Genomic DNA, 23,278 nt, shown 5'->3' on the forward strand with positions numbered 1-23,278 from the left:
CATCCGGATCGACGGTGACCGTCGCTCGGCGCGGATGATGCAGAGCCTTGCCGGCCTCGTGCGGGCCGGCTTGGGCAGAGCATATGCCGCGTGCGGCCGCTCTGCCCAGAGCGGCGTCAGGACGCGACCCAGATCTCGCCCTTGGCGATGGTGGCGAGGTCGCCGGAATAGCGGCGCAGCGGCCGGTCGAGCAACGCGGCATGCTCCGCGCTCAGGCCCGACAGGGATTTCGCCAGGAGCTTCAGGAACACGAGGTCGTGCGTCCCGGTCTCCACGAAGGTCGGCGACAGCCGCCCGTGCGACCCGACCAGCAGGGTTCCGCGGCGCATGCCGTAGCCCGGATTGTCGCCCACCGCGAGCGCCGCCAGGGTGCCGGCAATCATCCGCGAGCCGGCATAGGCGCCGGCCCGGCCTGCCAGAAGAAGCCCGCGCCGCATCCGGTCGCCGAGATGGGCACCGGCCGTCCCGCGGATGATCAGTGTCGCGCCGTCGAGACCGGCCTTGGCCGCGTAGACGGCCCCGCCGGCATAATCGCCGGCATCGCCCTCGATCGTGATCGTACCGCCGGTGGCGCCGGCACCTGCATAGGGGCCGGCATGGCCCGCCACGGTCAGGCTGCCGCCGGCCATGCCCGCGCCGAGGCGCTGGCCGACATCGCCGGTGACGCGGATAGTGCCCTCGGACAGGGCGGCGCCAACGCGGTCGAGGCGCTCATGGCCGCCCTCGATGGTGAGGGTGTCGGAGCCGTCAAGCGCGACCGTAAAGCAATCGCCGAGACGCATACCGGTGCGGGTCGTCCCGACCTCGAGGCGCTCGGCCTCGGCCTGGGACAGGCGGCTGAGCGCCAGCGGGTTGATGTTGAGGAAGTCGAGCCGCTCGGGCGGGGCCGCGCGCAGGGTGAGGGTGCTCAAGGCTCAGCCCTCCGTCTTGGCGTCGTCGCGCGCGAGCAGGTCGCGCAGATGATAATGGTGGCGGCCGAGATTGCCGCCGTAATTTCCGGCCGTGACCGCGATCAGCCCGTGCTTGCCGCCGATCTCGGTGGCGGCGTGGAGGCCGGCGCGCATCGAGTCGGACACGCCCTGCGAGGTCAGGGCGTCGATCACGATTTCCAGCACGACGCCGCACTCGGCGGGAAGGGCCGAGCCGGCCCGGCCCTTCAGGGTCGGGCAATAGGCGTCGTTGGTGGAGGCCATCATGCCCTTCGTCCGGCCGCCGACCTTGGAGCCCGAGCGGACGATGCCGCCCGGAAACGGCAGGATCGCCCCTGGGACCGCCTTGGCGGCTTCGACCGCCGCCTCGGCGACGATGAGCGTGTCCTTGTGCGTCCGCCCGAGGAACAGCAGGTTGCCGCCGCCGACCGCCCCGTCGACCGCCCGGACCGAATCCTCGCAGAGGAACTCGCCGTCCATCACCGGGATGCGCCAGTAGCGCCGGGCCTTGCCGGAGGCATCGGGCAGGCGCTTGGCGATAGCGAAGCCGTCACCGAAATACCGGATCGCGCCGCCGAGCTTGATCTTGGTCGGCCCGTCCACGCCGGCATAGCAGGCCGTGCCCGGGCAGGTGAGGATGCACTGGCCGACGCGCTTGATCAGCTGTTCCTTTAGGCCGTTCGGCTCGAAGCCGAACAGCAGGATGCGCACGCCGGGCCGGCCGTCCGGAGTCTCATCCGGCGCCAGCTCGGCATCGATGCCGGCCTCGGCACCGCAGCCGATCACCGACGTGGCGAAGCCCGTCATGGTGGTGGCGGCGATCATGGCCCATTTAGCGGTGTCGTTGGTGACGATGATGGCGGTCCCGGCCACGTCGAACGCTTCCGCGAAGGTGTCGACGATCGGGATGCCGTTGAGGCTGAGCTCAGACATGGTTGTTTCCGCCACTCGCCTCGCTGATCACGCCCGGCATGGCACGGCCTCGAAGGTGTCCGCATCCGCGTCGAAGGCCGCATCCGGCACCGCGAAGCTGTCGAGCCCCGCGCCGAACCGGTCCGTCAGGTAGGTATCGGCGCGCTTGGCCATCGCCGGATCCGACTCGACCGAGAGCGACAGCGTCCGGCCCGCACGCCACTCGACCACCTCGCCGTCCTCGACGATCGGCACGCCGTCCTTGAGGACGAGCTTGGCGGCGGTGAACATCGCGGTGCGGTTCGTGTCGTCGCGATAGACCGCGACGTCGGCGCAGGCGCCCGGCCGCAGATGGCCGCGATCGGCGAGGCCCAGGAGCTTGGCCGGGCCGGACCGGGTCAGCTGGGCGATCTCCGAGAGGGTGTATTCCCGCTCCAGGCCGGGAAGGCCGGACCGCTCGCCGACGATGCCCGGCAGCGTCGCGATCTCGCGGTCGCGCTCGGACTTGTCCATCAGCAGATGGATGATCCGCGGATATTGCGTGAACGGGCCGCCATTGGGGTGGTCGGTGGTCAGGATCGTGCGCTCCGGATCGGTGGAGAGCAGCATGATCTCCAGGCCGATCGCCCATTGCAGCGAGCTGGTCGGGCCGCGCGGCCGGTACAGGAACGGCACGACGCCGCCGCCCTCGGCATCGCCGGCATTCAGCACCCACTTCTTCGGCTTGGCACCCTTGCGGCCGGCGAACTGGCGCAGGATGTCGAGCGACACGGTCACCGTCTGGCCGAACACGACCTGCCCGATATCGAGGGTCGCGTTCGGGTTGTCGGCGATGGCCTGCGCGATCCGCTCGGCGGCGGAACGGAAGCCGCCGCCTTCGGTCGCGCCGTAGGCGTAGAATTGCGCGTGGGCGAAGTGGATGCGCCGACCCTCCGCCGCGTCCAGGGTCTCGACGAAGGAATCGTCCGCCCCGGGCAGGCCGAGATTGTTGCAGTGGACGTGCAGCGGGTGCGGGACGCCGATCTCCTCGACCGCGTCGAGGAGCGAGCCCATGATCTGCCGGGTCGAGAGACCGTAGACCGGGATCTCGTCGTCCAGCGACAGGCGCAGGGCGCCGTCCTTGAAGGCGGAGGCGCCGCCGGCATTGATGCACTTCACCCCGAGGCCGCGCGACGTGGCGACCGAGAGCGCGACGAGGTCGCGCACGGCGTTGCCGCCCTGGCGCTCGCGCAGCAACTTCAGCAGCTGGTCGTCGTTGCCCATCACGGTGAGCGCGCCGCGATCCAGCAGCGGGATGTCGGCGAGTTCGAGCTGGGTCGCCAGGGCGTGGGTCGGCGGCATCGCCGGCTCCACCGCCGTGGTGTAGCCCATCCGCGCGTAGGTCGAGCCGATCCAGCCCGCAGCTCCGCCCGCATGGGCGAAGGGATGCCCCTCGGGCGAGGCCTCGCTCAAGTAGAGGTCGGGCAGAAGCAGGCGCGACGTGATCACGTTGCCGCCGGCGATGTGCGAATGCACCTCGACGCCGCCCGCCATCACGACGCAGCCCGACGCGTCGATCACCCGATCAGGCTCCCGGCCCGCCGGCTCGACCACGCGGCCGTCCTCGATCCAGACGTCACCGACGGCATCGCGGGACGCGGTCGGATCGACGACGCGCCCGCCCCGGATCACGCTCAGCATGCGGGCTCACTCCTCGACGCGACGCGACCTTCGGCCAGGCGCTCCGTCAGGGCACCCAGCACCGACGCGGCGGACGGCAGGTCCGTCGGCGCCGAGGCCGGCCAGTAGGTCAGCGCGGCGCGCTGCTCATTCCACAAGACGCCGCCGAGATCGCGGCCGGGACGCCCGACCGCGATCACCACATCGGCGAAAGAGGCCTCGGCCTCGGCGACCAAGGCGACGGACGGCACCGAAGCCAGCCATTCCGGCCGGTCGACGGGCAGAGCGGCGAGCCAGATCACGGCATCGACCTCGCCGGCGGCGACCTGGCGGGCGACATCGAACCGCCAGGGATCATGTTCGGGAACGCGGCGTCCGAAGCCGCTGCGCGGCGCCTGGCCGGTCAACCAAGCGGCCACCGGGACCACGGCGCGGTCCTGATCGGGCCCCGCGACGGCGAGCGTGAAGCAGCGCGTGGTCTCGTTCAGCTCCATGGCGAAGCCCTGAAGCATTTCCACGCCGAGCTCACCGAGTTCGGCGGGATCGTAGAAAAGGACACCGTATTGTGCGGCGGCGATCCGCGCGACGAGCTCGGCCTGCGGCGTGTCACCCGCGAGATGGCCCTTGGCGTAGGCGCGCAGCTCCGCGACCGCCTCAGCCAAGCCGCCTGCGGACGGGCAGGACAGCGCAGCCTTCGAACCCTCGGACCCGGCGCCGAGCGCCAGGAGCGTCCGGTCCGCACCGGCGGCGCGGCCCCGCGTGGGCTTTGCCCCCGTCAGGCGCTTCAGGAGCGGCGTATGCCAGGGCGCCGCGCCGACGACCAGGACGGTATCGGCCCGGCCGACCGCCTCGGCGGGCGTCGAGGTCATGGCGCCGACCCGGCTCAGCGCACCGAGCTCGGCATAGGTGCCGACCGCGCCGGCCGTATCGATCGAGGCGCCGATGCGCCCCGCAAGATCGTAGGCCGCGCGGATCGCGGCGACATCGGCGCTGAGGCCGGCGATCACCGGCGCGCGCGCCTTGGCGAGCAGGGATACGGCCGCCCCGATGGCGGTGTCCGCGTCCGTCGCGCCACCCTTCACCCAGGCTGCCATGCTCCCTCACGCGACGTTATTGTTTGGCTTCGGAGCGGGCGACGGCCGTAAGACCGGACGAAGCGGGTTCACTCCCGAAGGAGAATCCCGCCGGATCGGAATGGCTCGACCGCCCGACTGGTCCGGGCGGGCGGCAACTCGGCGCGCCGTCGCTGGCCTAGGTTTGCATTCATCTGCGCCCCGCGGCAAGGGGGGGCCCACCGTGGTTCGTCCGATCGGCAGCAAGATCCCGTTGCTTCGGGCGCCCACCGCATGGGAAAAGCCCGGCGGTTCGGCGGTGGATTGCGAAGGAATGGGCGTGGGCGAGGTCCCCCAGCGGAACACGGCAACCGCTCCGAGCAGCATCGTCCGAGTCGAGGCGCCGGCACGGCTGCATTTCGGGTTCCTCGACCTGCATGGCGGGCTGGGACGACGCTTCGGCAGCATCGGCCTCGCCATCGACGCCCCGTCCGTCGCGCTGACCGCCCGCCGGTCCGCGCATCTCTCCGTCACCGGCGCGGAAGCTGAGCGGGTCCGGGGCTACGCCCGCGCCGCGGCGGACCATCTCGAACAGCCGGACTCTGTCGCGATCGAAGTCGAGCGGACGATCCCGGCCCATGCCGGGTTCGGATCCGGGACCCAGCTCGCCTTGGCCGTGGCGGCCGCCTTGGCACGCCTCGGCGGCCACGCGTTTTCGGCGACGGCTTTTTCCGCGAGCCTCGATCGCGGCAACCGGTCGGGCGTGGGCCTGAGCGCCTTCACGGAAGGCGGCCTGATCGTCGATGGCGGACGCGGCGGAGACGGCGGCCCGCCGCCGGTGATCGCGCGCCTGTCCTATCCGGAGGCCTGGCGCATCGTCCTCATTCTCGATCAGAGCATGGCCGGCGTGCACGGCACGCGGGAGGTGGAGGCCTTTCGCGACCTGCCGCGCTTCCCGGAGGCGCAGGCGGCGGAGATCTGCCGAATCGTGCTGATGCAGGTGCTGCCTGCGGTCGCGCTCGCGGAACCGCAGGGCTTCGGCGCCGGCATCACCCGGATCCAGGATCTGATCGGCGACCATTTCGCCCCGCATCAGGGCGGCCGCTATGCCAGCGCCGCAGTCGCGCAGGCGCTGGCCCAGGCCGCCGCGCAAGGCGTGCCCGGCTACGGCCAATCCTCCTGGGGCCCGACCGGCTTCGTCCTGATGCCTAGCGAGGCCGAGGCGAGCGCCCTGGTGGAAAGTCTCGACCGCGGCGGGCCGCTGCGCTTCCTCATCGCCCGCGGCCGCAACACCGGCGCATCGATAACCACGGCGGACTGAACTGCCGCCCCCGGACTTGACCGCGGCACCCGCAGCGGGTTTGGACGGTCGGCAGGCGCAGGTTGATGCGCGCCCCACGGGATAGAACGTCATGGCCCGCTCGATCCTCCACATGTTGACGCCGCTCCGGCACATGAGCCCGTTCGACGTGAACATGGCCATCGATGCCGGCTTCGAGACGGTGGTGACCCACACGGAGGTCAGCCTCGCCGACGTCGTCTCGCTGACCCAGGATTCGATCTTCTCGCGCGCGCCCGCCGACGGCACCCGCACGGGCATCTTCATCGGCGGCAAGAACGCCGAGGACGCCCTCGACATGGTCGACCGGGCCAAGAAGGCGTTCGTGCCGCCCTTCGTGAACCATGTCTTCGCCGATCCCGCCGGCTCGTTCACCACCGGCGCCGCCATGGTGGCGCAGGTCTCCCGGGCGCTGCGGCAGAAATTCAACACCGACCTGACCGGCAAGCGCATCGTGATCTTCGGCGGCGCCGGCGTCGTCGCCTACGTGGCGGCGGTGATCGGCGCCCTCCAGGGCGCGCAGACCGTCCTGGTGGGCCATGACGGCGAGGAGCGGGTTTCGAAGATCGCCTTCACGATGAAGTGGCGCTTCGGCATCGAGGTCGGCGCCGTCGACGGCACCACCCCGGAGGATCGCCGCCGCGCCATCCGCGACGCCGACGTGATCCTGTCCGCCGGTCCGGCCGGCATCCCGATCCTCTCGGCTGAGGATCTGAAATCCGCTCCGAAGCTGCTGGTCGCCTCCGACGTGAATGCCGTGCCGCCGGCCGGCATCGCCGGGATCGACGTCAACGCCGTCGACGTGCCGCTTCCGGCCGGCAAGGGCGTGGGCATCGGCGCCCTGGCGGTGGGCAACGTGAAATACCAGACGCAGCGCCGCCTGTTCGACCGGATGCTCGCCTCCGACACGCCGCTCTGCCTCGATTTCCGCGACGCCTATACCCTGGCGGTCGAGATCGCCGGCTGAGCCGACACGGGCGCATCCCGGCATGTCCGAGGCGATCCTGATCGCCGCGCAGGCCGGGCGCGCCCTTGCGGAGGCGGCTCGGCGCGCGGGCCTGCGTCCCTTCGTGGCCGACCTGTTCGGTGATTCCGATACGCTGGCACTCAGCGAAGCCTATCGGCCGCTGCCGGGCCGCTTCGGCAGCCGGATCGTCGCCGACGCGACGCTCGCGGCGATCGACGACCTGGCGGCTTGCGCCGGATCGCGCCTCGGCATCGTCCTCGGCAGCGGGTTCGAGGACACGCCCGACCTCGTCGCCCGCATCGCGGCGCGCGACCGGCTGATCGGCGCCGACGCGGACGCCGTCGCGGCGCTGAAGGACCCGCTCGGATTCGCCGCCCTCTGCGACCGCTTCCGAATCCCGCATCCGGCGATCGCGACGGGTCCGCTGCCCGATCCGTCCGGCTGGCTGCTGAAGCGGATCGGCGGCAGCGGCGGCAGCCATATCCGGCCAGCCACTTGTGGCCCCGCGCCGGAGGGTCATTATGTCCAGGCGCGAGCACTCGGCCGGCCCCACGCCCTGAACTTTTTGGCCGACGGGCGGACGATGCAGGTGCTGGCCGTGACCGAGCAATGGTGCGCGCCGTCGCCGATCCGGCCCTATCGCTACGGCGGCGCCCTGGCCGGGGCTGCCGCGGAGGCTCCGCCCCTTCCCGAACCCCTGCTGCTGGCCGTCGCGGCGGCGGTCGAGAGCCTCATCGCGGCGACGGGGCTGCGCGGGCTCGGCAGTGCCGATTTCCTGGCCGACGAAACCGGCTGGTGGCTCACCGAGATCAACCCGCGGCCCGGCGCGACCCTCGATATCCTGGATCGCCGGAGCACGCCCCTGCTGGCCGCCCATATCGAGGCCAGCCTCGGCGCCATGCCGGCGCTCGGCCCGCAACCGGCGGATGCGGCCGCCGCGCAGATCTGTTACGCGGATCGGGAGCATGCGCCCGTCCCGGATTGTCCGTGGCCGGATCACGTGCGCGACCGCCCGCGCCCCGGCACGGTGGTCCGCCGCGACGCGCCCCTCTGCACGGTGCTTGCCCTTGGGGCCGACCGGCAGGCGGCGCTCGACAGTTTGAAGACGCGGACGGCGCGGCTCCAAGCCGACCTGGCCGCAAAGAAAACGCACCCCGAGGAAACCCTGTGATGAGTGCCAGCCAATCCTATCCCAGCGTCAACGCGCTCACGGCGCCGCTGATCGAGCGGTTCGTGGCCGATGCCGCGACCCTGCGCCTGTCGGTCTCGCAGGCGGCGGGCGGTGCCCGGATGGTCGATGCCGGCGCGCAGGCACGGGGCTCGATCGAGGCCGGACGGCGCATTGCCGAGATCTGCCTCGGCGGCCTCGGCACCGTGAGCATCGCCCCGAGCGGCCCGATCGCCTCCTGGCCGTATTCCGTGATCGTCCACGCGGCCGATCCGGTGCTCGCCTGCCTGGGCAGCCAATATGCCGGCTGGAGCCTGGCCGACGAGGCCGGCGATTCCGGCTTCTTCGCTCTCGGCTCCGGCCCGGGCCGCGCGGTCGCGGCCGTCGAGCATCTGTACGAGGAGCTGGGCTACCGGGATTCGGCCACCAAGACCGCCCTGGTTCTCGAAGCGGCCGGCGGACCGCCGGAGAGCGTCGTCGCCAAGGTCGCCGAAGCCACCGGCCTGCGTCCCGAGGACCTAACCTTCATCTTCGCACCGACGCAGAGCCTCGCCGGCTCGACCCAGGTGGTCGCCCGCGTGCTGGAAGTCGCCCTGCACAAGGCCCACACGGTCGGCTTCGACCTGCACGCGATCGTCGACGGGATTGGATCGGCGCCGCTCTCGCCCCCGCATCCGGATTTCATCAAGGCGATGGGCCGGACCAACGACGCGATCATCTACGGCGGCCGGGTCCAGCTCTTCGTCGATGCCGACGATGCCGACGCCAAGCAGCTCGCCGAGCAGATCCCGTCGACCACCTCGAGCGATCACGGGGCGCCCTTCGCCGAGATCTTCTCGCGCGTGAACGGCGATTTCTACAAGATCGACGGCGCGCTGTTCTCGCCGGCCGAGGCGATCGTCACGTCGGTGCGCACCGGCGCCACCTACCGCGGCGGCCGCCTGGAGCCGACGCTGGTGGAGGCGTCGTTCGCGTAGGCGAGACAGGGCCGTCCGGCCGCGGTTCATCTCGTCAAAGTCAGCGGCCGGGACACGATCAGTCGTCGGTCGCATGAGGCGGAAACTCCCTCTCCCGAACGGGAGAGGGGACCCGCGCCATGCCAAGCAATCCGTGAATCGGCTAGCCGCTTCGGACAGGGAGCGTTTCGCGGGCGGCCCTGGCGACGACACCGCAAAATAATAATGACCGTAGCATTTCCCCAGCGGGGAAGGGCCGTTCCCCAGCGGGGAAGGGCCGTCGAGAGTCTTCCATCCATGCGCATCGCCCTGGCGGCCGATAACGGCAATTGGCACAAGGCCCGGCTCCTGGCGGCCCTGCGGGCGCAGGGCGTCGAGCCGGTGCTGTTCTCGCTGGCCGACGTGATCGTGGCCACCGGGGGCGGCGAGCCCCTGCGGGTCCCGGGTTTTGCCGGCTCACTGCCCGGCGGCGTGCTGCTACGGACCATCGCGGGCGGCACGTTCGAGGCGACCACCATGCGGCTCGGCGTGCTGCACGCCCTGGTCTCGGCGGGCGTCACCGTCTGGAATGCGCCCACCGCCATCGAGCGCTCGGTCGATAAGGCAGCCACCTCCCTGCTGATCGCCCGCGCCGGCCTGCCGACGCCGGAGACCTGGGTGGTCTCGAAGCGCGAGGCCGCCGCCGGGATCGTCGAGCAGGAGAGCCGCCCCGGCGCGCCGCTGGTGCTCAAGCCGCTCTTCGGCTCGCAGGGAGAGGGGCTGGCCCTGATCGAGCGGCCCGAGGACCTGCCGGATGAAGAGGCCGTTGCGAGGGTCTATTACCTCCAGCGCTATGTGCCCCGACGCGACGGCCTGTGGCGCGACTACCGCGTCTTCGTCTGCGACGGCCGGGCGATCGCCGGCATGATCCGCGAGGGCGACGGCTGGATCACCAACGTCCATCGTGGCGGCCGTCCGCTGCCCTGGGCGATGCCGCCGGCTGCCGCCGAGATGGCGGAGGCCGCGGCCGCGGCGGTCGGGGTCGATTATTCCGGAGTCGATCTGGTCGAGGACGGGGAGGGTGGCTTCTCGATCCTGGAAGTCAATTCCATGCCGGCCTGGTCGGGCCTCCAGACCGTGTGCGAGACCGACATCGCCGCCACCGTGGTTCGGGGTTTTCTCGCCGCCGTCCGGGGCGCCAGCGTTCCGCGGCTCGTGGTGGCATGAGCGCCCTCGACCCGGGGCTGATCGGGACGCTCTACCGCGCCGCCTGCCTGGCGGAACTCGAAGCGCTGAAGCCCGGCAATGTCCACGCCTACGCGGCCGGCCATCGCATGGTGGTGGCGGATTTCGTGACCAGCGCCGATGTCTCGGCCCCGGAACTGGCCCGGGCCGGGGCGGGGATCGGCGAACGGGTCCGCGCCGGCGTCGCGGCGACCCTGGCGGCCGTCGGCCAGAACACCAATCTCGGCATCCTTCTGCTCTGCGCCCCGCTGGCCGCCGCAGCCGAGCAGGGGCGATCAGTCGCCGCGGTGCTCGACGCTCTGGAGGCTGCGGATTCCGAAGCGGTGTTCGCGGCGATCCGGCTCGCCAATCCGGGCGGCCTCGGCCGGGCCGAGCGGCACGACGTCACGTCTGACGCCCCGCCCTCCCTGCGCGCGGCCATGACGGAGGCGGCCGGTCGCGACCGCATCGCCCGCGCCTACGACACCGGCTTCTCGGATATCGCCGCGATCGGATTGCCGGCCCTCGCCGAGGCCCGCGCCGCCGGTCTCGATCCGACATGGTGCACCACGGCGATCCACCTGGCCTATCTCCGCTCGGTCCCGGACAGCCACATCGCCCGCAAGGCCGGCCCATCGGTCGCCGAGGCCGTGCGCCGGGAAGTCGATACGATGCTGGCTAACCTTAACCTCGCGGACCGGCCGGTGGACACGTTGCTCGCCCTCGACGCCTCCTTGAAGGCACGCGCCTTGAATCCCGGGACCAGCGCGGATTTCACGGTGGCGACCGTCTTCTGGGATGCCCTGACGGCGGCCGGCGCCGCCCTCGCGTGAACCACGGAAAAGTTCCGGCCTTTCGCGGCCCGCCGTCAAAGAAATTCCTCAGGTCCAGGGCCTTGCGCGGGTTGTGAGCCGCAGGGCCGCACTGTAGGGTCCGGCGCGCTGTCCGGCCCAACCGGCTCGGCCCAACCGGCTCGGCCGGAGGATCGGGCGCCGATAACAAGGATGGCTTCCCGGCCGCTGGCATCGCCCGGCGCCGCGGCCCTATTTCGGAATCCAGGGAGAGACACCGAATGGCGAAGATCACCAAGGTTCAGGTTGGCGAAGCCCTCGTCGGCGACGGCAACGAGGTCGCTCACATCGACCTGATCATCGGACCGCGCGGCTCGCCCGCCGAGACGGCTTTCTGCAACGGCCTCGTGAACAACAAGCACGGCTTCACCAGCCTGCTCGCGGTCATCGCGCCGAACCTGCCGTGCAAGCCGAACACCCTGATGTTCAACAAGGTCACCATCAACGACGCCCGTCAGGCCGTCCAGATGTTCGGCCCGGCCCAGCACGGCGTTGCCAAGGCCGTCCAGGACGCCGTTGCCGAAGGCATCATCCCGGCCGATGAGGCCGACGACCTGTTCATCCTGGTCGGCGTGTTCATTCACTGGGAAGCGGCCGACGACGCCAAGATCCAGAAGTACAACTACGAGGCGACCAAGCTCTCGATCCAGCGCGCCGTGAACGGCGAGCCGAAGGCTTCGACCGTCACCGAGCAGCGCAACTCGGCCCAGCATCCCTTCGCCGCCAATTAGATCGGGGACCGTCCTGGGCAGAGTGAGCCTCCGCCCGCACCGCGGGGCCTGCTCCAGCGACTGGCTTCGATCTTCTTAGGCCGATAGGAACGACCACCGACGGGACGGCGCAAGCCGTCCCGTTTTTCGTTTCCAAAGCACGCTCGAAGCGGAACGCCGCGTGTTCAGCCCGATCTGGCCGTCGATGCGGTCCGGTTGACGCGCTCGGTGGCGCGGCCTAGAGGCTCCCCACCATGCTAAGCTTGTTCCCCACCGGATCGTATTACGCGCCGCTCCCTTAGCGGCGGCCTGCTTATCATGCCCAACCGCTGCGTCGTCGGCGGTTGCTCCTGTTCCTGATCCGCCGACCTCGCGCCTGCCCGAGGTCACCGTGTCAGTCTCCCAAGCCACTCAGCTCCGCCCGGTTATCGGAATTATCGGCTTCGGCGCCTTCGGTCGTCTGACGGCCCGATACCTCGCGCCCCATATGGCGTTGCGCGTCTACGAACCGCGCCCGGCCGAGCCCGAAATCCAGACCTACGGTGCCGTGCGGGCGGACCTGGCGGCGGTGGCTCGCTGCCCGGTCGTCATCCTCGCCGTTCCGGTTTCCAGCTTGGCTGCGGTCGTGTCCACGATAGCCCCGCATCTCCGGCCGGGAACGCTGGTGGTCGATGTCGGCTCGGTGAAGATGGAGCCCGTCGCGATCATGCGGGCGGGGCTGCCCCAGGGCGTCGAGATCCTCGGCACCCATCCCCTGTTCGGCCCGCAGAGCGCCGCCGACGGGATCGCCGGCCTGAGGATTGCCGTGTGTCCGGTCTCTGGACGGCGCGGGCGGCGTGCAGCTGCGTTCCTTCGGAAAGTGCTGAAGTTGAAAGTGATCGTCACGACGCCGGAAGCTCACGACCGCGAGGCCGCAGCGGTCCAAGGCCTGACCCATCTAATCGCGCGGGTGCTCGTCGCCATGGAGCCGCTCCCGACGCACATGACGACGCGCAGCTTTTCACTGCTCATGCAGGCGGTGGACATGGTCCGGCATGACGCGCCCGAGGTCTTCGAGGCGATCGAGCGGTCGAACCCGTTCGCGGCCGAGGTCCGCCAGCGCTTCTTCAGCCTGGCTGCTCACGTCGAGGCCGATCTCGCCCGGGACGGCTAGTCCGCTGCCGGCGAGTGACCGGCCACACGAACCGCCCGGACGCAGGCCGGAGCGTGCTGGGCGAACCGGGCCGCCCAAAAGAAAAGGGGCCGCCTCGCGGCGACCCCCTTCCTCGTCTCGACGGGTGGCGTGGACTTAGAAGTCCATGCCGCCCATGCCGCCGCCCGGCATGGCCGGAGCAGGGCTGTCCTTCTTCGGCGCGTCGGCGACCATCGCCTCGGTGGTGACCAGCAGGCCGGCGACCGAAGCGGCGTCCTGCAGAGCGGTGCGCACGACCTTGGCCGGGTCGACGATGCCGGCCTGGATCATGTCGACATACTCTTCGGTCTGGGCGTTGAAGCCGAAGGTCTCCGAGGAGGTGTTGTCGGTGATCTTGCCGACCACGATCGAGCCTTCCACGCCCGCGTTCTGGGCGATCTGACGGATCGGGGCTTCCAGCGCCTTCAGCACGATCTTGATGCCGGCCTGGACGTCGGGGATGTCGGACTTCAACGCGGCGACCGCCTTCTTGGCGCGCAGCAGCGCGGTGCCGCCGCCCGGGACGATGCCTTCCTCGACCGCCGCGCGGGTGGCGTTGAGGGCGTCGTCGACCCGGTCCTTCTTCTCCTTGACCTCGACCTCGGTCGCGCCGCCGACGCGGATCACCGCGACGCCGCCCGCGAGCTTGGCCAGGCGCTCCTGGAGCTTCTCACGGTCGTAATCCGAGGTGGTCTCCTCGATCTGCGCCTTGATCTGCGCGATCCGACCCTCGATGTCCGACTTCTCGCCGACGCCGTCGATGATCGTGGTGTTCTCCTTCTCGATGCGGACGCGCTTGGCGCGGCCGAGCATCGGGAGCGTCACGTTCTCGAGCTTGATGCCCAGATCCTCGGCGATCATCTGGCCCTTGGTCAGGATCGCGATGTCCTCGAGCATCGCCTTGCGGCGATCGCCGAAGCCCGGCGCCTTCACGGCCGCGACCTTCAGGCCGCCGCGCAGCTTGTTCACCACGAGGGTGGCAAGCGCCTCGCCCTCGATGTCCTCGGCGATGATCAGCAGCGGCTTGCCGGTCTGGACCACGGCCTCGAGCACCGGCAGCATCGCCTGAAGCGAGGACAGCTTCTTCTCGTGGATGAGGATGTAGGGATCCTCGAGCTCGGCGACCATCTTCTCCGCATTGGTGATGAAGTACGGGGAGAGGTAGCCGCGGTCGAACTGCATGCCCTCGACGACGTCGAGCTCGGTCTCGGCGGTCTTGGCCTCCTCGACGGTGATGACGCCCTCGTTGCCCACCTTCTGCATGGCGTGGGCGATCATCTCGCCGATCTCCTTGTCGCCATTGGCGGAGATCGTGCCGACCTGGGCGACCTCGTCGGAGGTCGAGACCTTCTTGGCGCGCGCGATGATGTCCTTCACCGCAGCGGCGGTGGCGAGGTCGATGCCGCGCTTCAGGTCCATCGGGTTGATGCCGGCGGCGACGTACTTGGCGCCTTCGCGGACGATGGCCTGGGCCAGCACGGTCGCGGTGGTGGTGCCGTCACCCGCGATGTCGTTGGTCTTCGAGGCCACTTCGCGCACCATCTGGGCGCCCATGTTCTCGAACTTGTCGGCGAGCTCGATCTCCTTGGCGACGGTGACGCCGTCCTTGGTGATGCGCGGGGCGCCGAAGCTCTTCTCGATCACGACGTTGCGGCCCTTCGGACCCAGCGTCACCTTCACCGCGTCGGCGAGGATGTCGACGCCGCGCAGCATCTTATCGCGCGCGTCGGCGGAGAAACGAACGTCTTTCGCTGCCATGGTTTGCCTCTTGTGGTTGGGTTGAACCCCAAGGCCTCGGACGGCCTCAAAGGGCGGGGAAAGGCGATCCGATCAGAGAGCGACGACGCCCATGATGTCGGATTCCTTCATGATCAGGAGGTCCTGACCGTCGATCTTGACCTCGGTGCCGGACCACTTGCCGAACAGGACGCGGTCGCCGGCCTTGACGTCGAGCGCGTTGACGCGGCCCTGCTCGTCGCGAGCGCCGGGGCCGACGGCGACGATCTCGCCTTCCTGCGGCTTCTCCTTGGCGGTGTCCGGAATGATGATGCCGCCCTTGGTCTTCTCCTCGCTCTCGATGCGACGGACGACCACGCGGTCGTGCAGCGGACGGAACTTCATGAGCTGCCCTCTTGCTTCAGGTCTGCAGTTGGCGTTGATGCGGCCTGCGGGACCGCTTCCAAACCCGACTGTTAGCACTCTGTCTTGGCGAGTGCCAATGACGGCGGCGAGATAGCCCTCGCCTGGTTCCGAGTCAAGGCTGTCGCACCCGCGCGCGACGGCGCGATGACGCGACATCAGCCTTCATTTCCCACGGACAACGCGCTCTCATGCTGAGCCTGCACGGACCCGACGGCGCGGTTGCGCTGGACCTCGGCGGACCGATTTCCGGCAACGCCGTCTGGCTCGACCTGAACGATCCGAGTTCCGAGGAAGCCGCCGCCGTCGAGGCGGCGACCGGTCTGCGCGTGCCGTCCCGGGCGGCGCTGTCGGAGGTTGAATCCTCCAGCCGGCTGCGGCGGGTGAAGGGCGGCCTGTCGCTGTCGACGCCGATGATCACCTTCGAGCGCAGCGAGTCGCAGCTGAAGCCGCTCGGTTTCCTCCTGTCGAAGGACCACCTCGTCACCATCCGGTTCCACGAGCTGCGCGCGGTCGACTCGGCCCAGAAACGGATCGCCGACGGCGACGGCAGCGTATCCCCGAGCGAGATCTTCCTGGTCATCCTGGAGGAGCTGGTCGACAGCCTGGCGGATGCCCTCGAGGACATGGCCTCGGAGCTCGACCAGCTCTCGACGCGGATCTTCGACTTCGACCTGCGCGGCGCGAATCGCCGCCGGATGGAGAGCCCGCCGCCGCGCCGGCGCGACCTGGCGCTGCGGCGGATCCTGCGCGGGATCAGCAACCGCGGCAAGGTGCTGGGGAAGATCCGCGCCAGCTTGCTCGGCCTCGAGCGGATCGTGCCGTTCGTGTCGGCCGCCTGCGACGGGCTCGGGCTGCCCGAGGATGGGCGCTTCGAAACGATTCGGCGGGATATCGAATCCCTCGACGAGTTCGAGACGCGGCTCGCCGAGAACGTTCAGTTCCTCCTCGACGCGACGCTCGGGCTCATCAACATCGAGCAGAACAACGTTTTTCGCGTCCTCACCGTCGTTTCGGTGGTGGGCGTACCGCCGACCCTGATCGCCTCGATGTACGGCATGAACTTCAAACACATGCCCGAACTGGACTGGGCCTACGGCTACCCTTACGCGCTCGGCCTGATCCTGTTCAGCGCCCTGGCGCCGATCGTGTACTTCCGGATACGCGGCTGGTTCTGATATTCGCACCTAAGTTTAGATTGTTTGCCGGAGGTTCCCCGGAAGTCTCGGAATACTAGAAGTACAAGAGTTCAAAAATTCGCATTTCTGTCTTGCGCGCCGTAATCTAAGCCGGCACCGTTTCTGAATTCGGGAAGTTAGGTCAAAATTAACGTACTATGCGCTAGGTTTCCGCTCGAGAAGCGCGAGCAGTGATATGTTCAAAAAATCGGTTTACAGCGAGTCGCAGGCCAAGCTCGACGCCTTGAATCGGTCGCTGGCCATCATCGAGTTCTCGATGGACGGCCAGGTTCTCGACGCCAACGAGAACTTCCTCAAATTGATGAAGTACACGCTCGCGGATGTCCGCAACAAGCACCATCGCATCTTCGTCGACCCGGCCTTTGCCAAGAGCGCGGAATACACGGATTTCTGGGCGAAGCTGAAAGACGGGCAATACGTCACCGGCGAGTTCCTGCGCCTCGACAAGGATGGGTCGGAGGTTTGGCTGGAAGCGACCTACAATCCGGTGCTCGATGCCCGCGGCCAGCCGGTGAAGGTGGTCAAGTTCGCCGCCGACATCTCGGCCAAGAAGAATGACATCGACCGGCTGATGTCGATGATCGACAACATGCCGGTTGCGGTCATGACCGCCGATCCGCTCAACGATTTCAAGATCAATTACCTGAACACCACCTCGCGCAAGACCTTGGCCCCCTTGGAGCAATACCTGCCGATCAAGGTCGACGAGATGGTCAACAACTCGTTCGACGTGTTCCACAAGAACCCCCACCACCAGCGCAACATGCTGGCGGATGCGAGCCGGCTGCCGCACCGGACCAAGATCAAGGTCGGCCCGGAGACGCTCGACCTGCAGGTCACCGCCGTCAACGATCGGAAGGGCCGGTATATCGGCCCGATGCTGACCTGGGCGGTCGTGTCCGCGCAGGTGAACATGGCCACCGACGTGAGCCGCGTCGTCGACGCCGTCGGGTCGGCGGTCCGCGACATGCAGCACTCGGCCGAGGGGCTGACGCAGTCGGCGGATTCCGCCCGTCAGAAGGCCTCGTCGGTCGCATCGAATTCCGAGCAGATGAACGGTGCGATCCAGGAGATCTCCGGCCAGGTCGGGCGGGTTTCGGAGCGCGCTCGGCAGATCGCCATCCAGGCCGAGACCACGGACGCGACGATGCGGCAGCTGGCCGAGAACGCGCGCGAGGTCGACGCGGTCGTGAGCATGATCAAGTCGATCGCCGGCCAGACCAACCTGCTGGCGCTGAACGCCACGATCGAGGCGGCCCGGGCCGGTGCCGCCGGGCGGGGCTTCGCGGTGGTCGCCAGCGAGGTCAAGGCTCTGGCCGAACAGACCGCCAAGGCCACGGGGGAGATCACCCAGCAGGTGGCGGCGATCCAGAACGCCACCGGCGAGGCGGTCGGGGCGATCGAGATGATCACCGCCGCCGTGGCCGAACTCTCGACGCTGACCCTGGCGATGGCCAGCGCCGTCGAGGAGCAGGCGGTCTCGACCCACGAGATGTCGGGCAATATCGGCGGGGTCTCGCAGGCTGCCAATGCCACCGGTCAACTGGCGGAGGCCGTCCTGGGCGTCGCCGAGAGCCTGGCCGTCCACTCCTCGGATCTCGCGGAGAGCATCGACCGGTTCATGAAATCCGCCTGAGCCAACGGACGGGGGCAGGCCGCGGCATGAAACCCGCAAGCGGCTTCCCCCGTTCCGTGGTTCGACCCGTCCGGACGGAGCTGAACCGATCGCCTACGCCCTGACCAGAACCCTGCGGCCTGCCCTCATCACCCTCGCGTGCTGCGCGCCGGCCTTCGCCCTTGCCGAACCGGCGCGCCTCGCGCCGCCGGCCGGAAGCGTGTCGATCGCCAGCTTCGCCGCGCGGGGAGCGCAGATCTATACCTGCATCGCCGGGGAGGGGGCCCCGGTCTGGAGCGCCGCCAAGCCCGACGCGGACCTTGCCCAGCCGGATGGGCGCGTCGTCGGGCGCCATTTCGAGGGTCCGACCTGGGAGATCCAGGACGGGTCCCGGGTGGTCGGGTCGGTGATCGACCAGGCCCCGGCACCGCAACCGCACGCCGTCGCCTGGCTGATGCTCTCCGCCCGCGCCACCGGATCGGGAATGCTCGCGGGGACACGCTACGTGCTGCGCAGCGACACGGATGGCGGGGAGAAGCCGGCGGGCGGCTGCACGCCGGGACAGACAGTGCGCGTGCCCTACACCGCGACCTACACGTTCTATCGCTGAGCGCGCGTCAGTCCCGGGCGAGTTGTGCCCGGCCGATGGCGAAGACCCGTCCGTCCCCGAGCAGATGCGCCGTGAACCCGTTCGGGAAGAGGCCTTCGATCGCCCGGTCGCGGACATTCAGCCCGCCCGCATAGGCGCCGAAGGCCGGCATTACGAGCCGGGTGCCGTCGGTGACGAAGCAGCGCCGGCGGACCGCCCGGCCGCGCATCGCGACCTTGCCGCAGGGATGGAGATGGCCCGCGATCTCGCCGATCACGGGTTCCGCGCTCGGCTCGTGGCGCAGGACCAGGCCGCCGAGGGTCAGCGCGTCGGCATAGCGGCCGCCCACGCCCTCGCTGACCGCGGCATCGTGGTTGCCGGCGATCCAGACCCAATCCCGTCCCTCCTGCAGGGCCGCCACCATGGCCCGGTCGCCGGGCTCCATCCGCTCCGGCCCACGGTCGTCGTGAAACGAATCGCCCAGGGCGACCACGCGGGCGGGATCGTGGCGGGTCACGGCCTCGTGCAGGCAGGCCAGGGTCTCGCGGGTATCGTAGGGCGGCAGGAACTGGCCGGTGCGGGCTGCGTAGGACGACCCCTTCTCCAGGTGGAGGTCGGAGACGATCAGCGTGCGATGCTCCGGCATCCATACGCCGCCGCACAGATCGAGCATCAGGGTCTCGCCCGCCAGCAACAGGGTCGGGTGCTTGTGAGTCTTCTCGAGTCTCAGGCCGGCCGCCAAGATCGCATCCTCGGAATCGTCGGGGGAGGGCGGATCGCCGGTCAGGACAGAGCTTCCTGAAGAAGCTCGGCCTCCGCCTCGGCCAGGATCTCGTCGGCACCCTCGCCGTAGACCCGCTCACGCCCGATCTCGAGCATGACGGATACGGAGAGCGGCGAGACCCGGTCGAGAGCCCTGTGGATGATTCGCCCCTGGATGCGCTCTAGCATCATGCCGAGGCGCCTCACGTCGAGGAGTCCGGTTGCCGCATCCTGCCGCGCGGCCCGGAGCAGCAGGTGGTCGGGCTGGTGCTTGCGCAGCACGTCGTAGATCAGATCGGTGGAGATCGTGACCTGCCGGCCGGACTTCTTCAGGCCCGGATGGTGGCGCTCGATCAGGCCGGCGATCACCGCGCATTGCCGGAAGGTGCGCTTCATCATCGCCGATTCGTCGAGCCACGCCTCCAGGTCGTCACCCAGCATGTCGACCGCGAACAGGTCGCCGATGAAGTCGGGATCGAGCGCGGCCCGCTCGGACACGTCCCGGGTGGTCCAGATCGCGATGCCGTAATCGTTCGCCGCGAAGCCGAGGGGGCGCAGCCCGTCGCGTTCCAGCCGGCGGGTGAGCAGCATGCCGAGCGTCTGGTGGGCCAGCCGGCCCTCGAACGGGAAGGCCGTGAGGTAATGGCGCTTGCCCCGGGGAAAGGTCTCGACGAGCAGGTCGCGCTCGCCCGGCAGGACCGAGCGGCGGCGCTGCTGCTGCAGGTACTCGCCGATCTGCTTCGGAAGGCGGTCCCATTCGAACGGGTCGGCGATGATCGCCCGGACCCGCTCGGCCAGGAAGGTCGAGAGCGGAAACTTCGCGCCCGCATATGAGGGGATCGCCGGATCGGTGCCGAGCGGCGCGCGGGTCACCAGAGCCTCGTCCTCGGCCAGGCCCTCGAACCGCAGGGTCTCGCCGGCGAACAGGAAGGTGTCGCCGATCGTGAGCGTGTCGGCGAACTCGTCCTCGATCTCGCCGAGCACCCGTCCGCCCTTCGGCAGGACCGTGCCGGGCTTGCTCCGGAGCGTCCGGCCGAGCCGCACCCGCACCCGCGCCGCCTCGACGATCGTGCCGACATTCATCCGGTAGGCCTGGGCCGTCCGGGCGTCGCGCACCCGCCACAGCCCGTCGGGCCCGCGCAGGATCTTGGCGAAGCGCTCGTAGGCCCGCAGCGCGTAGCCGCCGGTGGCCACGTAATCGACGACCTGCTCGAAGGATTCCCAGGTCAGCCCCGCATAGGGCGACGCGGAGACAATCTCCTCGTAGAGACCCAGCGGATCGAAGGCGTCGGCGCAAGCCATGCCGAGCACGTGCTGGGCGAGCACGTCGAGGGCGCCGAGCCGGGCGTCTGGGGTGTCCTGCGCGGCCTCCTCGACGGCGTCCAGGGCCGCCTGGCATTCCAGCATCTCGAAGCGGTTGCCCGGCACCAGATAGGCCTTCGACGGCTCGTCCATCCGGTGGTTGGCCCGGCCGATCCGCTGCATGATCCGGCTCGCACCCTTGGGCGCCCCGACATTGACCACGAGATCGACATCGCCCCAGTCGATGCCGAGATCGAGGGTCGCGGTGCAGACGATCGCCCGCAGCTGGCCCGCCGCCATCGCGGCCTCGACGCGCCGGCGCTGCTGCGCATCGAGCGAGCCGTGGTGGATCGCGATCGGCAGGGCGTCGTCGTTGAGCCGCCAGAGCTCCTGGAACGTGTACTCGGCCTGGAGTCGGGTGTTGACGAAGACCAGCGTGGTGCGGTGCGCGCGGATCAGGTCGTAGATCGCCGGCATCGAGTGCCAGGCCGTGTGACCCGAGATCGGCAGCGACCGCCCGAGATCCAGCATGCGCAGGTCGGCCTTGGCGCCGCCCCGGACGGTGACGAGGTCGGCCATGGCGGGCGGCGAATCTGCGCGCTGCGGCACCAGATACTTGCGCAGCTCGTCCGGCTCACGGACCGTCGCGGACAGGCCGATCGACGCCAGGTCCGGGCTGAGGCGGTGCAGCCGGGCAAGTGCCAGGGCCAGCAGGTCGCCGCGCTTCGAGGTCACGAGGGCGTGCAGCTCGTCGAGGATCACGCAGCGCAGCCCGGAGAAGAACGCGGCGGCGTCGCGATGGGCGATCAGCAGCGCCAGCTGCTCGGGCGTCGTGAGCAGGATGTCAGGCGGGCGGCTGATCTGCCGGGTGCGCTTGTGCGCGGGCGTATCGCCGGTCCGGGTCTCGACCCGCACCGGCAGCGCCATCTCGGCGATCGGCGTGTCGAGGTTGCGGGCGATGTCGACGGCGAGCGCCTTCAGCGGCGAGACGTAGAGGGTGTGCAGCCCCTTCGGGGCCTTGGGCTCGGCTTTGGCGGCTGCCCGTTCCGAGAGGGCGACGAGGCTCGGCAGAAACCCCGCCAGCGTCTTGCCAGCCCCCGTGGGTGCCACCAGGAGAGCCGAGCGGCCCGCCCGGGCGATCCGCAGCAGGTCGAGCTGGTGCGACCGGGGCGTCCAGCCACGCGCCGCGAACCACGCCCGGAAGGCCGGCGGCAGGATCTCTTGGGCGTCGCTCAGGCCAGGGCCATCAGGAAGCGGTCGATCAGCTCGAGGGCGCGCTCGCTCATCGCGCTCGGGTAGCGGGCGAAGACGTGGCATCCGCCGGGATAGATCGCGGTGTGGCCGCCATTACCGGCCGCCGCCCAGCGGGCCGACATGTACAGCGTGTCGTCGAGGAGCGGATCGGCGGTGCCGATGGTGAACAGGGCCGGCGGCAGGCCCTTCAGGTCGGCGTAGATCGGCGAGACGTCCGGCCGGCGCCGGTCGATCCCCTCGCGGACGTAGCCGTCGGCGAATTTGGTCAGATCGCGGGTGTTCACGACGAGGCGCTCGTCGCCCCAGTTGCGCACCGACGGGGTCAGGCCGAGGTCGTAGAACCCGGCATTGAGGTTGGCGCCGCGGAACGCGCGCGGCTGGTCATGCAGGTCGCGCAGGCGCAGCAGCACCATCACGGCGAGGTGGGCGCCGACCGATTCGCCGCCGATCGTCAGCGCATGGATCCCGAACTCGGCCCGGCCCGGCCCGGCGAGCCACAGGGCCGCGGCCTCGCAGTCGAGCAAGGCGGCGGGGTAGGGATGTTCGGGGGCGAGCCGGTACTCCACCGACAGCACGACGAAGCCGCAGGCATCGGCGATGCGCTCGAGCCACGGATCCTGCTCGTCGGCGGCGCCCCAGACCCAGCCGCCCCGGTGAATGTGAAGATAGGCGCCGCGCAGCTTCGCCGGAGCCTTCGGGCGGATGACCCGGAGCTTGAGCGGGCCGGCGGGCCCATCGATGGTCAGCCACTCGGCCCGGGCGCTGTGCGGCATCGCCGGCGCGGCCTTGGTGCCGGCGCGACGGCGGGCGCGCACCTCCTCGATGGGCAGCGACCAGGGGTCGGGCAGGGCGGCGTGAGCCGCGACGATCTCGGCATTCAGCCGAAGCGTCTCCGGATCGATCGTCGCCGGGTCGAACAGGGCGTGGTCGATCATGCTGGGTCTCGTCCCGTCGGCTTTGTCCCGCGGCCATTCCCGGCATCTTGGCGGGACGGGTCTCGCTTGCCATCTCGGGTCCGTGGGTGAAACCCGCTAACGCCTGATCCGGGATCCGGTTTCGACGCGGTGTGGTGTGCCGGCCACGGTTCCGCCCGCTTCGTCGCCGATCCGGGTGCCCCTGGCTTCATGAGGACGCGATGCTCGTCGATCACGACCGGCGCCGGCACGGTGCCCCGCCGCCGAATGGCACCTACGACGCGGAAACCTATCCGCCGCGGGCCTCCGCGCTGCGCCGATTCCTCGGCGGCTCGCCCGCCGGCGTGTTCCTGCGCCTGCTGTTCCTGTCGATGCTGGTCGGCGCCGGCATGTCGCTGCTCGGCCTCACGCCGGGCCGGCTGTTCTGGCGGATCTACGATTCGGCCCAGGCGCTGCTGGAGATCGGCCTCGCCTCCCTGCACGATTTCGGCGGCTGGATCGTCGCCGGGGCCGTCGTGGTCATCCCGCTCTGGCTGATCTCCAGGCTGTTCGCGACGGCGCGCTGAGCGCATCGCAAATCGTCCGGG

The 23,278-nt window shown here is 69.7% G+C and carries 21 protein-coding genes; 12 read left to right on the forward strand and 9 right to left on the reverse strand.

Features of this window, described 5'->3' with window-relative positions:
* Nucleotides 1–116: 116 nt before the first annotated feature.
* From BMZ47_RS01185 to BMZ47_RS01200, 4 genes are read right to left on the reverse strand one after another with little or no spacing between them, the layout of a single operon-like run.
* A complete protein-coding gene (locus tag BMZ47_RS01185) occupies nucleotides 117–911 on the reverse strand; it encodes a formylmethanofuran dehydrogenase subunit C (protein ID WP_091857703.1) in 795 nt (264 codons plus the stop codon).
* A gap of 3 nt (nucleotides 912–914) precedes the next feature.
* Nucleotides 915–1,862, reverse strand: a complete 948-nt coding sequence (fhcD, locus tag BMZ47_RS01190) for a formylmethanofuran--tetrahydromethanopterin N-formyltransferase (protein ID WP_091857705.1) — start codon at nucleotides 1,860–1,862, stop codon at nucleotides 915–917.
* Between the two features lie 27 nt (nucleotides 1,863–1,889).
* Nucleotides 1,890–3,521: a formylmethanofuran dehydrogenase subunit A gene (locus BMZ47_RS01195; protein WP_091857707.1), complete on the reverse strand. Its 1,632-nt coding sequence runs from the start codon at nucleotides 3,519–3,521 to the stop codon at nucleotides 1,890–1,892.
* On the reverse strand, nucleotides 3,515–4,594 hold the full coding sequence (locus BMZ47_RS01200) for a molybdopterin-binding domain-containing protein (protein WP_091857709.1): 1,080 nt from the start codon (nucleotides 4,592–4,594) through the stop codon (nucleotides 3,515–3,517). The genes BMZ47_RS01195 and BMZ47_RS01200 overlap by 7 nt, the downstream gene beginning before the upstream one ends.
* Nucleotides 4,595–4,892: 298 nt before the next feature.
* Here BMZ47_RS01200 and BMZ47_RS01205 point away from each other — a divergent pair, with 298 nt between their 5' ends.
* The 8 genes from BMZ47_RS01205 (at nucleotide 4,893) to BMZ47_RS01240 (ending at nucleotide 12,899) form a co-directional block, all read left to right on the forward strand.
* Nucleotides 4,893–5,873 carry a beta-ribofuranosylaminobenzene 5'-phosphate synthase family protein gene (locus BMZ47_RS01205; protein WP_091858091.1) on the forward strand — a complete coding sequence of 327 codons (981 nt, stop codon included), beginning with the start codon at nucleotides 4,893–4,895 and terminating at the stop codon, nucleotides 5,871–5,873.
* A gap of 91 nt (nucleotides 5,874–5,964) precedes the next feature.
* Nucleotides 5,965–6,858, forward strand: coding sequence for an NAD(P)-dependent methylenetetrahydromethanopterin dehydrogenase (locus tag BMZ47_RS01210; protein ID WP_091857711.1), 894 nt, complete (start codon nucleotides 5,965–5,967; stop codon nucleotides 6,856–6,858).
* A gap of 22 nt (nucleotides 6,859–6,880) precedes the next feature.
* A complete protein-coding gene (locus tag BMZ47_RS01215) occupies nucleotides 6,881–8,029 on the forward strand; it encodes an ATP-grasp domain-containing protein (RefSeq protein WP_091857713.1) in 1,149 nt (382 codons plus the stop codon).
* Complete coding sequence (gene mch / locus BMZ47_RS01220) at nucleotides 8,029–9,003, forward strand: methenyltetrahydromethanopterin cyclohydrolase (protein WP_050732693.1); 975 nt, start codon at nucleotides 8,029–8,031, stop codon at nucleotides 9,001–9,003. Before BMZ47_RS01215 ends, mch begins: the two co-directional genes overlap by 1 nt.
* Before the next feature lie 276 nt (nucleotides 9,004–9,279).
* On the forward strand, nucleotides 9,280–10,188 hold the full coding sequence (locus BMZ47_RS01225; RefSeq protein WP_007568576.1) for an ATP-grasp domain-containing protein: 909 nt from the start codon (nucleotides 9,280–9,282) through the stop codon (nucleotides 10,186–10,188).
* A complete protein-coding gene (locus tag BMZ47_RS01230) occupies nucleotides 10,185–11,018 on the forward strand; it encodes a triphosphoribosyl-dephospho-CoA synthase (protein WP_091857714.1) in 834 nt (277 codons plus the stop codon). The genes BMZ47_RS01225 and BMZ47_RS01230 overlap by 4 nt, the downstream gene beginning before the upstream one ends.
* A 239-nt stretch (nucleotides 11,019–11,257) precedes the next feature.
* Nucleotides 11,258–11,767: a 5,6,7,8-tetrahydromethanopterin hydro-lyase gene (fae, locus tag BMZ47_RS01235; RefSeq protein ID WP_007568574.1), complete on the forward strand. Its 510-nt coding sequence runs from the start codon at nucleotides 11,258–11,260 to the stop codon at nucleotides 11,765–11,767.
* 370 nt (nucleotides 11,768–12,137) lie between these two features.
* Nucleotides 12,138–12,899, forward strand: a complete 762-nt coding sequence (locus BMZ47_RS01240; RefSeq protein WP_091857717.1) for a prephenate dehydrogenase — start codon at nucleotides 12,138–12,140, stop codon at nucleotides 12,897–12,899.
* Between the two features lie 135 nt (nucleotides 12,900–13,034).
* Here BMZ47_RS01240 and groL read toward each other — a convergent pair whose 3' ends face one another.
* Nucleotides 13,035–14,675: a chaperonin GroEL gene (gene groL / locus BMZ47_RS01245; protein ID WP_091857722.1), complete on the reverse strand. Its 1,641-nt coding sequence runs from the start codon at nucleotides 14,673–14,675 to the stop codon at nucleotides 13,035–13,037.
* Between the two features lie 72 nt (nucleotides 14,676–14,747).
* Nucleotides 14,748–15,038 (reverse strand): co-chaperone GroES, encoded by a 291-nt coding sequence (gene groES, locus BMZ47_RS01250; protein ID WP_007567860.1) that lies wholly within the window; start codon nucleotides 15,036–15,038, stop codon nucleotides 14,748–14,750.
* 209 nt (nucleotides 15,039–15,247) lie between these two features.
* Here groES and BMZ47_RS01255 point away from each other — a divergent pair, with 209 nt between their 5' ends.
* From BMZ47_RS01255 to BMZ47_RS01265, 3 genes are all read left to right on the forward strand, one after another.
* The gene (locus BMZ47_RS01255; RefSeq protein WP_091857725.1) at nucleotides 15,248–16,234 is read left to right on the forward strand and encodes a CorA family divalent cation transporter; all 987 of its coding nucleotides are present in this window, start codon (nucleotides 15,248–15,250) and stop codon (nucleotides 16,232–16,234) included.
* A gap of 196 nt (nucleotides 16,235–16,430) precedes the next feature.
* On the forward strand, nucleotides 16,431–17,891 hold the full coding sequence (locus BMZ47_RS01260; RefSeq protein ID WP_091857727.1) for a methyl-accepting chemotaxis protein: 1,461 nt from the start codon (nucleotides 16,431–16,433) through the stop codon (nucleotides 17,889–17,891).
* A gap of 199 nt (nucleotides 17,892–18,090) precedes the next feature.
* Nucleotides 18,091–18,480: a DUF3455 domain-containing protein gene (locus BMZ47_RS01265; RefSeq protein WP_167368977.1), complete on the forward strand. Its 390-nt coding sequence runs from the start codon at nucleotides 18,091–18,093 to the stop codon at nucleotides 18,478–18,480.
* 7 nt (nucleotides 18,481–18,487) lie between these two features.
* Here the strand turns inward: BMZ47_RS01265 and pdeM are convergent, their stop codons facing one another.
* Genes pdeM through BMZ47_RS01280 form a run of 3 tightly spaced genes read right to left on the reverse strand, consistent with a single transcriptional unit; the run spans nucleotide 18,488 to nucleotide 22,712 of the window.
* Nucleotides 18,488–19,201 carry a ligase-associated DNA damage response endonuclease PdeM gene (gene pdeM / locus BMZ47_RS01270; protein ID WP_091857733.1) on the reverse strand — a complete coding sequence of 238 codons (714 nt, stop codon included), beginning with the start codon at nucleotides 19,199–19,201 and terminating at the stop codon, nucleotides 18,488–18,490.
* A gap of 41 nt (nucleotides 19,202–19,242) precedes the next feature.
* Nucleotides 19,243–21,840, reverse strand: coding sequence for a ligase-associated DNA damage response DEXH box helicase (locus BMZ47_RS01275; protein ID WP_425285050.1), 2,598 nt, complete (start codon nucleotides 21,838–21,840; stop codon nucleotides 19,243–19,245).
* Nucleotides 21,756–22,712 (reverse strand): alpha/beta hydrolase, encoded by a 957-nt coding sequence (locus BMZ47_RS01280; protein ID WP_091857735.1) that lies wholly within the window; start codon nucleotides 22,710–22,712, stop codon nucleotides 21,756–21,758. The genes BMZ47_RS01275 and BMZ47_RS01280 overlap by 85 nt, the downstream gene beginning before the upstream one ends.
* Nucleotides 22,713–22,912: 200 nt before the next feature.
* On the opposite strand from BMZ47_RS01280, the gene BMZ47_RS01285 reads away from it, so the two are divergent.
* Nucleotides 22,913–23,257 (forward strand): DUF6460 domain-containing protein, encoded by a 345-nt coding sequence (locus BMZ47_RS01285; protein ID WP_050732683.1) that lies wholly within the window; start codon nucleotides 22,913–22,915, stop codon nucleotides 23,255–23,257.
* The last annotated feature ends 21 nt before the right edge of the window (nucleotides 23,258–23,278 follow it).

Origin of the sequence: Methylobacterium brachiatum (genome assembly GCF_900113845.1) — a bacterium.
GTDB classification, from domain to species: Bacteria; Pseudomonadota; Alphaproteobacteria; order Rhizobiales; family Beijerinckiaceae; genus Methylobacterium; species Methylobacterium brachiatum.

Excerpts from the sequence above, each read along its gene's own strand:
- fhcD (WP_091857705.1), bottom strand. The coding sequence starts at position 1,862 with ATGTCTGAGCTCAGCCTCAACGGCATCCCGATCGTCGACACCTTCGCG.
- BMZ47_RS01195 (WP_091857707.1), bottom strand. The coding sequence starts at position 3,521 with ATGCTGAGCGTGATCCGGGGCGGGCGCGTCGTCGATCCGACCGCGTCC.
- BMZ47_RS01200 (WP_091857709.1), bottom strand. The coding sequence starts at position 4,594 with ATGGCAGCCTGGGTGAAGGGTGGCGCGACGGACGCGGACACCGCCATC.
- BMZ47_RS01210 (WP_091857711.1), top strand. The coding sequence starts at position 5,965 with ATGGCCCGCTCGATCCTCCACATGTTGACGCCGCTCCGGCACATGAGC.
- BMZ47_RS01215 (WP_091857713.1), top strand. The coding sequence starts at position 6,881 with ATGTCCGAGGCGATCCTGATCGCCGCGCAGGCCGGGCGCGCCCTTGCG.
- mch (WP_050732693.1), top strand. The coding sequence starts at position 8,029 with ATGAGTGCCAGCCAATCCTATCCCAGCGTCAACGCGCTCACGGCGCCG.
- BMZ47_RS01225 (WP_007568576.1), top strand. The coding sequence starts at position 9,280 with ATGCGCATCGCCCTGGCGGCCGATAACGGCAATTGGCACAAGGCCCGG.
- BMZ47_RS01230 (WP_091857714.1), top strand. The coding sequence starts at position 10,185 with ATGAGCGCCCTCGACCCGGGGCTGATCGGGACGCTCTACCGCGCCGCC.
- fae (WP_007568574.1), top strand. The coding sequence starts at position 11,258 with ATGGCGAAGATCACCAAGGTTCAGGTTGGCGAAGCCCTCGTCGGCGAC.
- groL (WP_091857722.1), bottom strand. The coding sequence starts at position 14,675 with ATGGCAGCGAAAGACGTTCGTTTCTCCGCCGACGCGCGCGATAAGATG.
- groES (WP_007567860.1), bottom strand. The coding sequence starts at position 15,038 with ATGAAGTTCCGTCCGCTGCACGACCGCGTGGTCGTCCGTCGCATCGAG.
- BMZ47_RS01255 (WP_091857725.1), top strand. The coding sequence starts at position 15,248 with ATGCTGAGCCTGCACGGACCCGACGGCGCGGTTGCGCTGGACCTCGGC.
- BMZ47_RS01260 (WP_091857727.1), top strand. The coding sequence starts at position 16,431 with ATGTTCAAAAAATCGGTTTACAGCGAGTCGCAGGCCAAGCTCGACGCC.
- BMZ47_RS01275 (WP_425285050.1), bottom strand. The coding sequence starts at position 21,840 with ATGCCACGTCTTCGCCCGCTACCCGAGCGCGATGAGCGAGCGCGCCCT.
- BMZ47_RS01280 (WP_091857735.1), bottom strand. The coding sequence starts at position 22,712 with ATGATCGACCACGCCCTGTTCGACCCGGCGACGATCGATCCGGAGACG.
- BMZ47_RS01285 (WP_050732683.1), top strand. The coding sequence starts at position 22,913 with ATGCTCGTCGATCACGACCGGCGCCGGCACGGTGCCCCGCCGCCGAAT.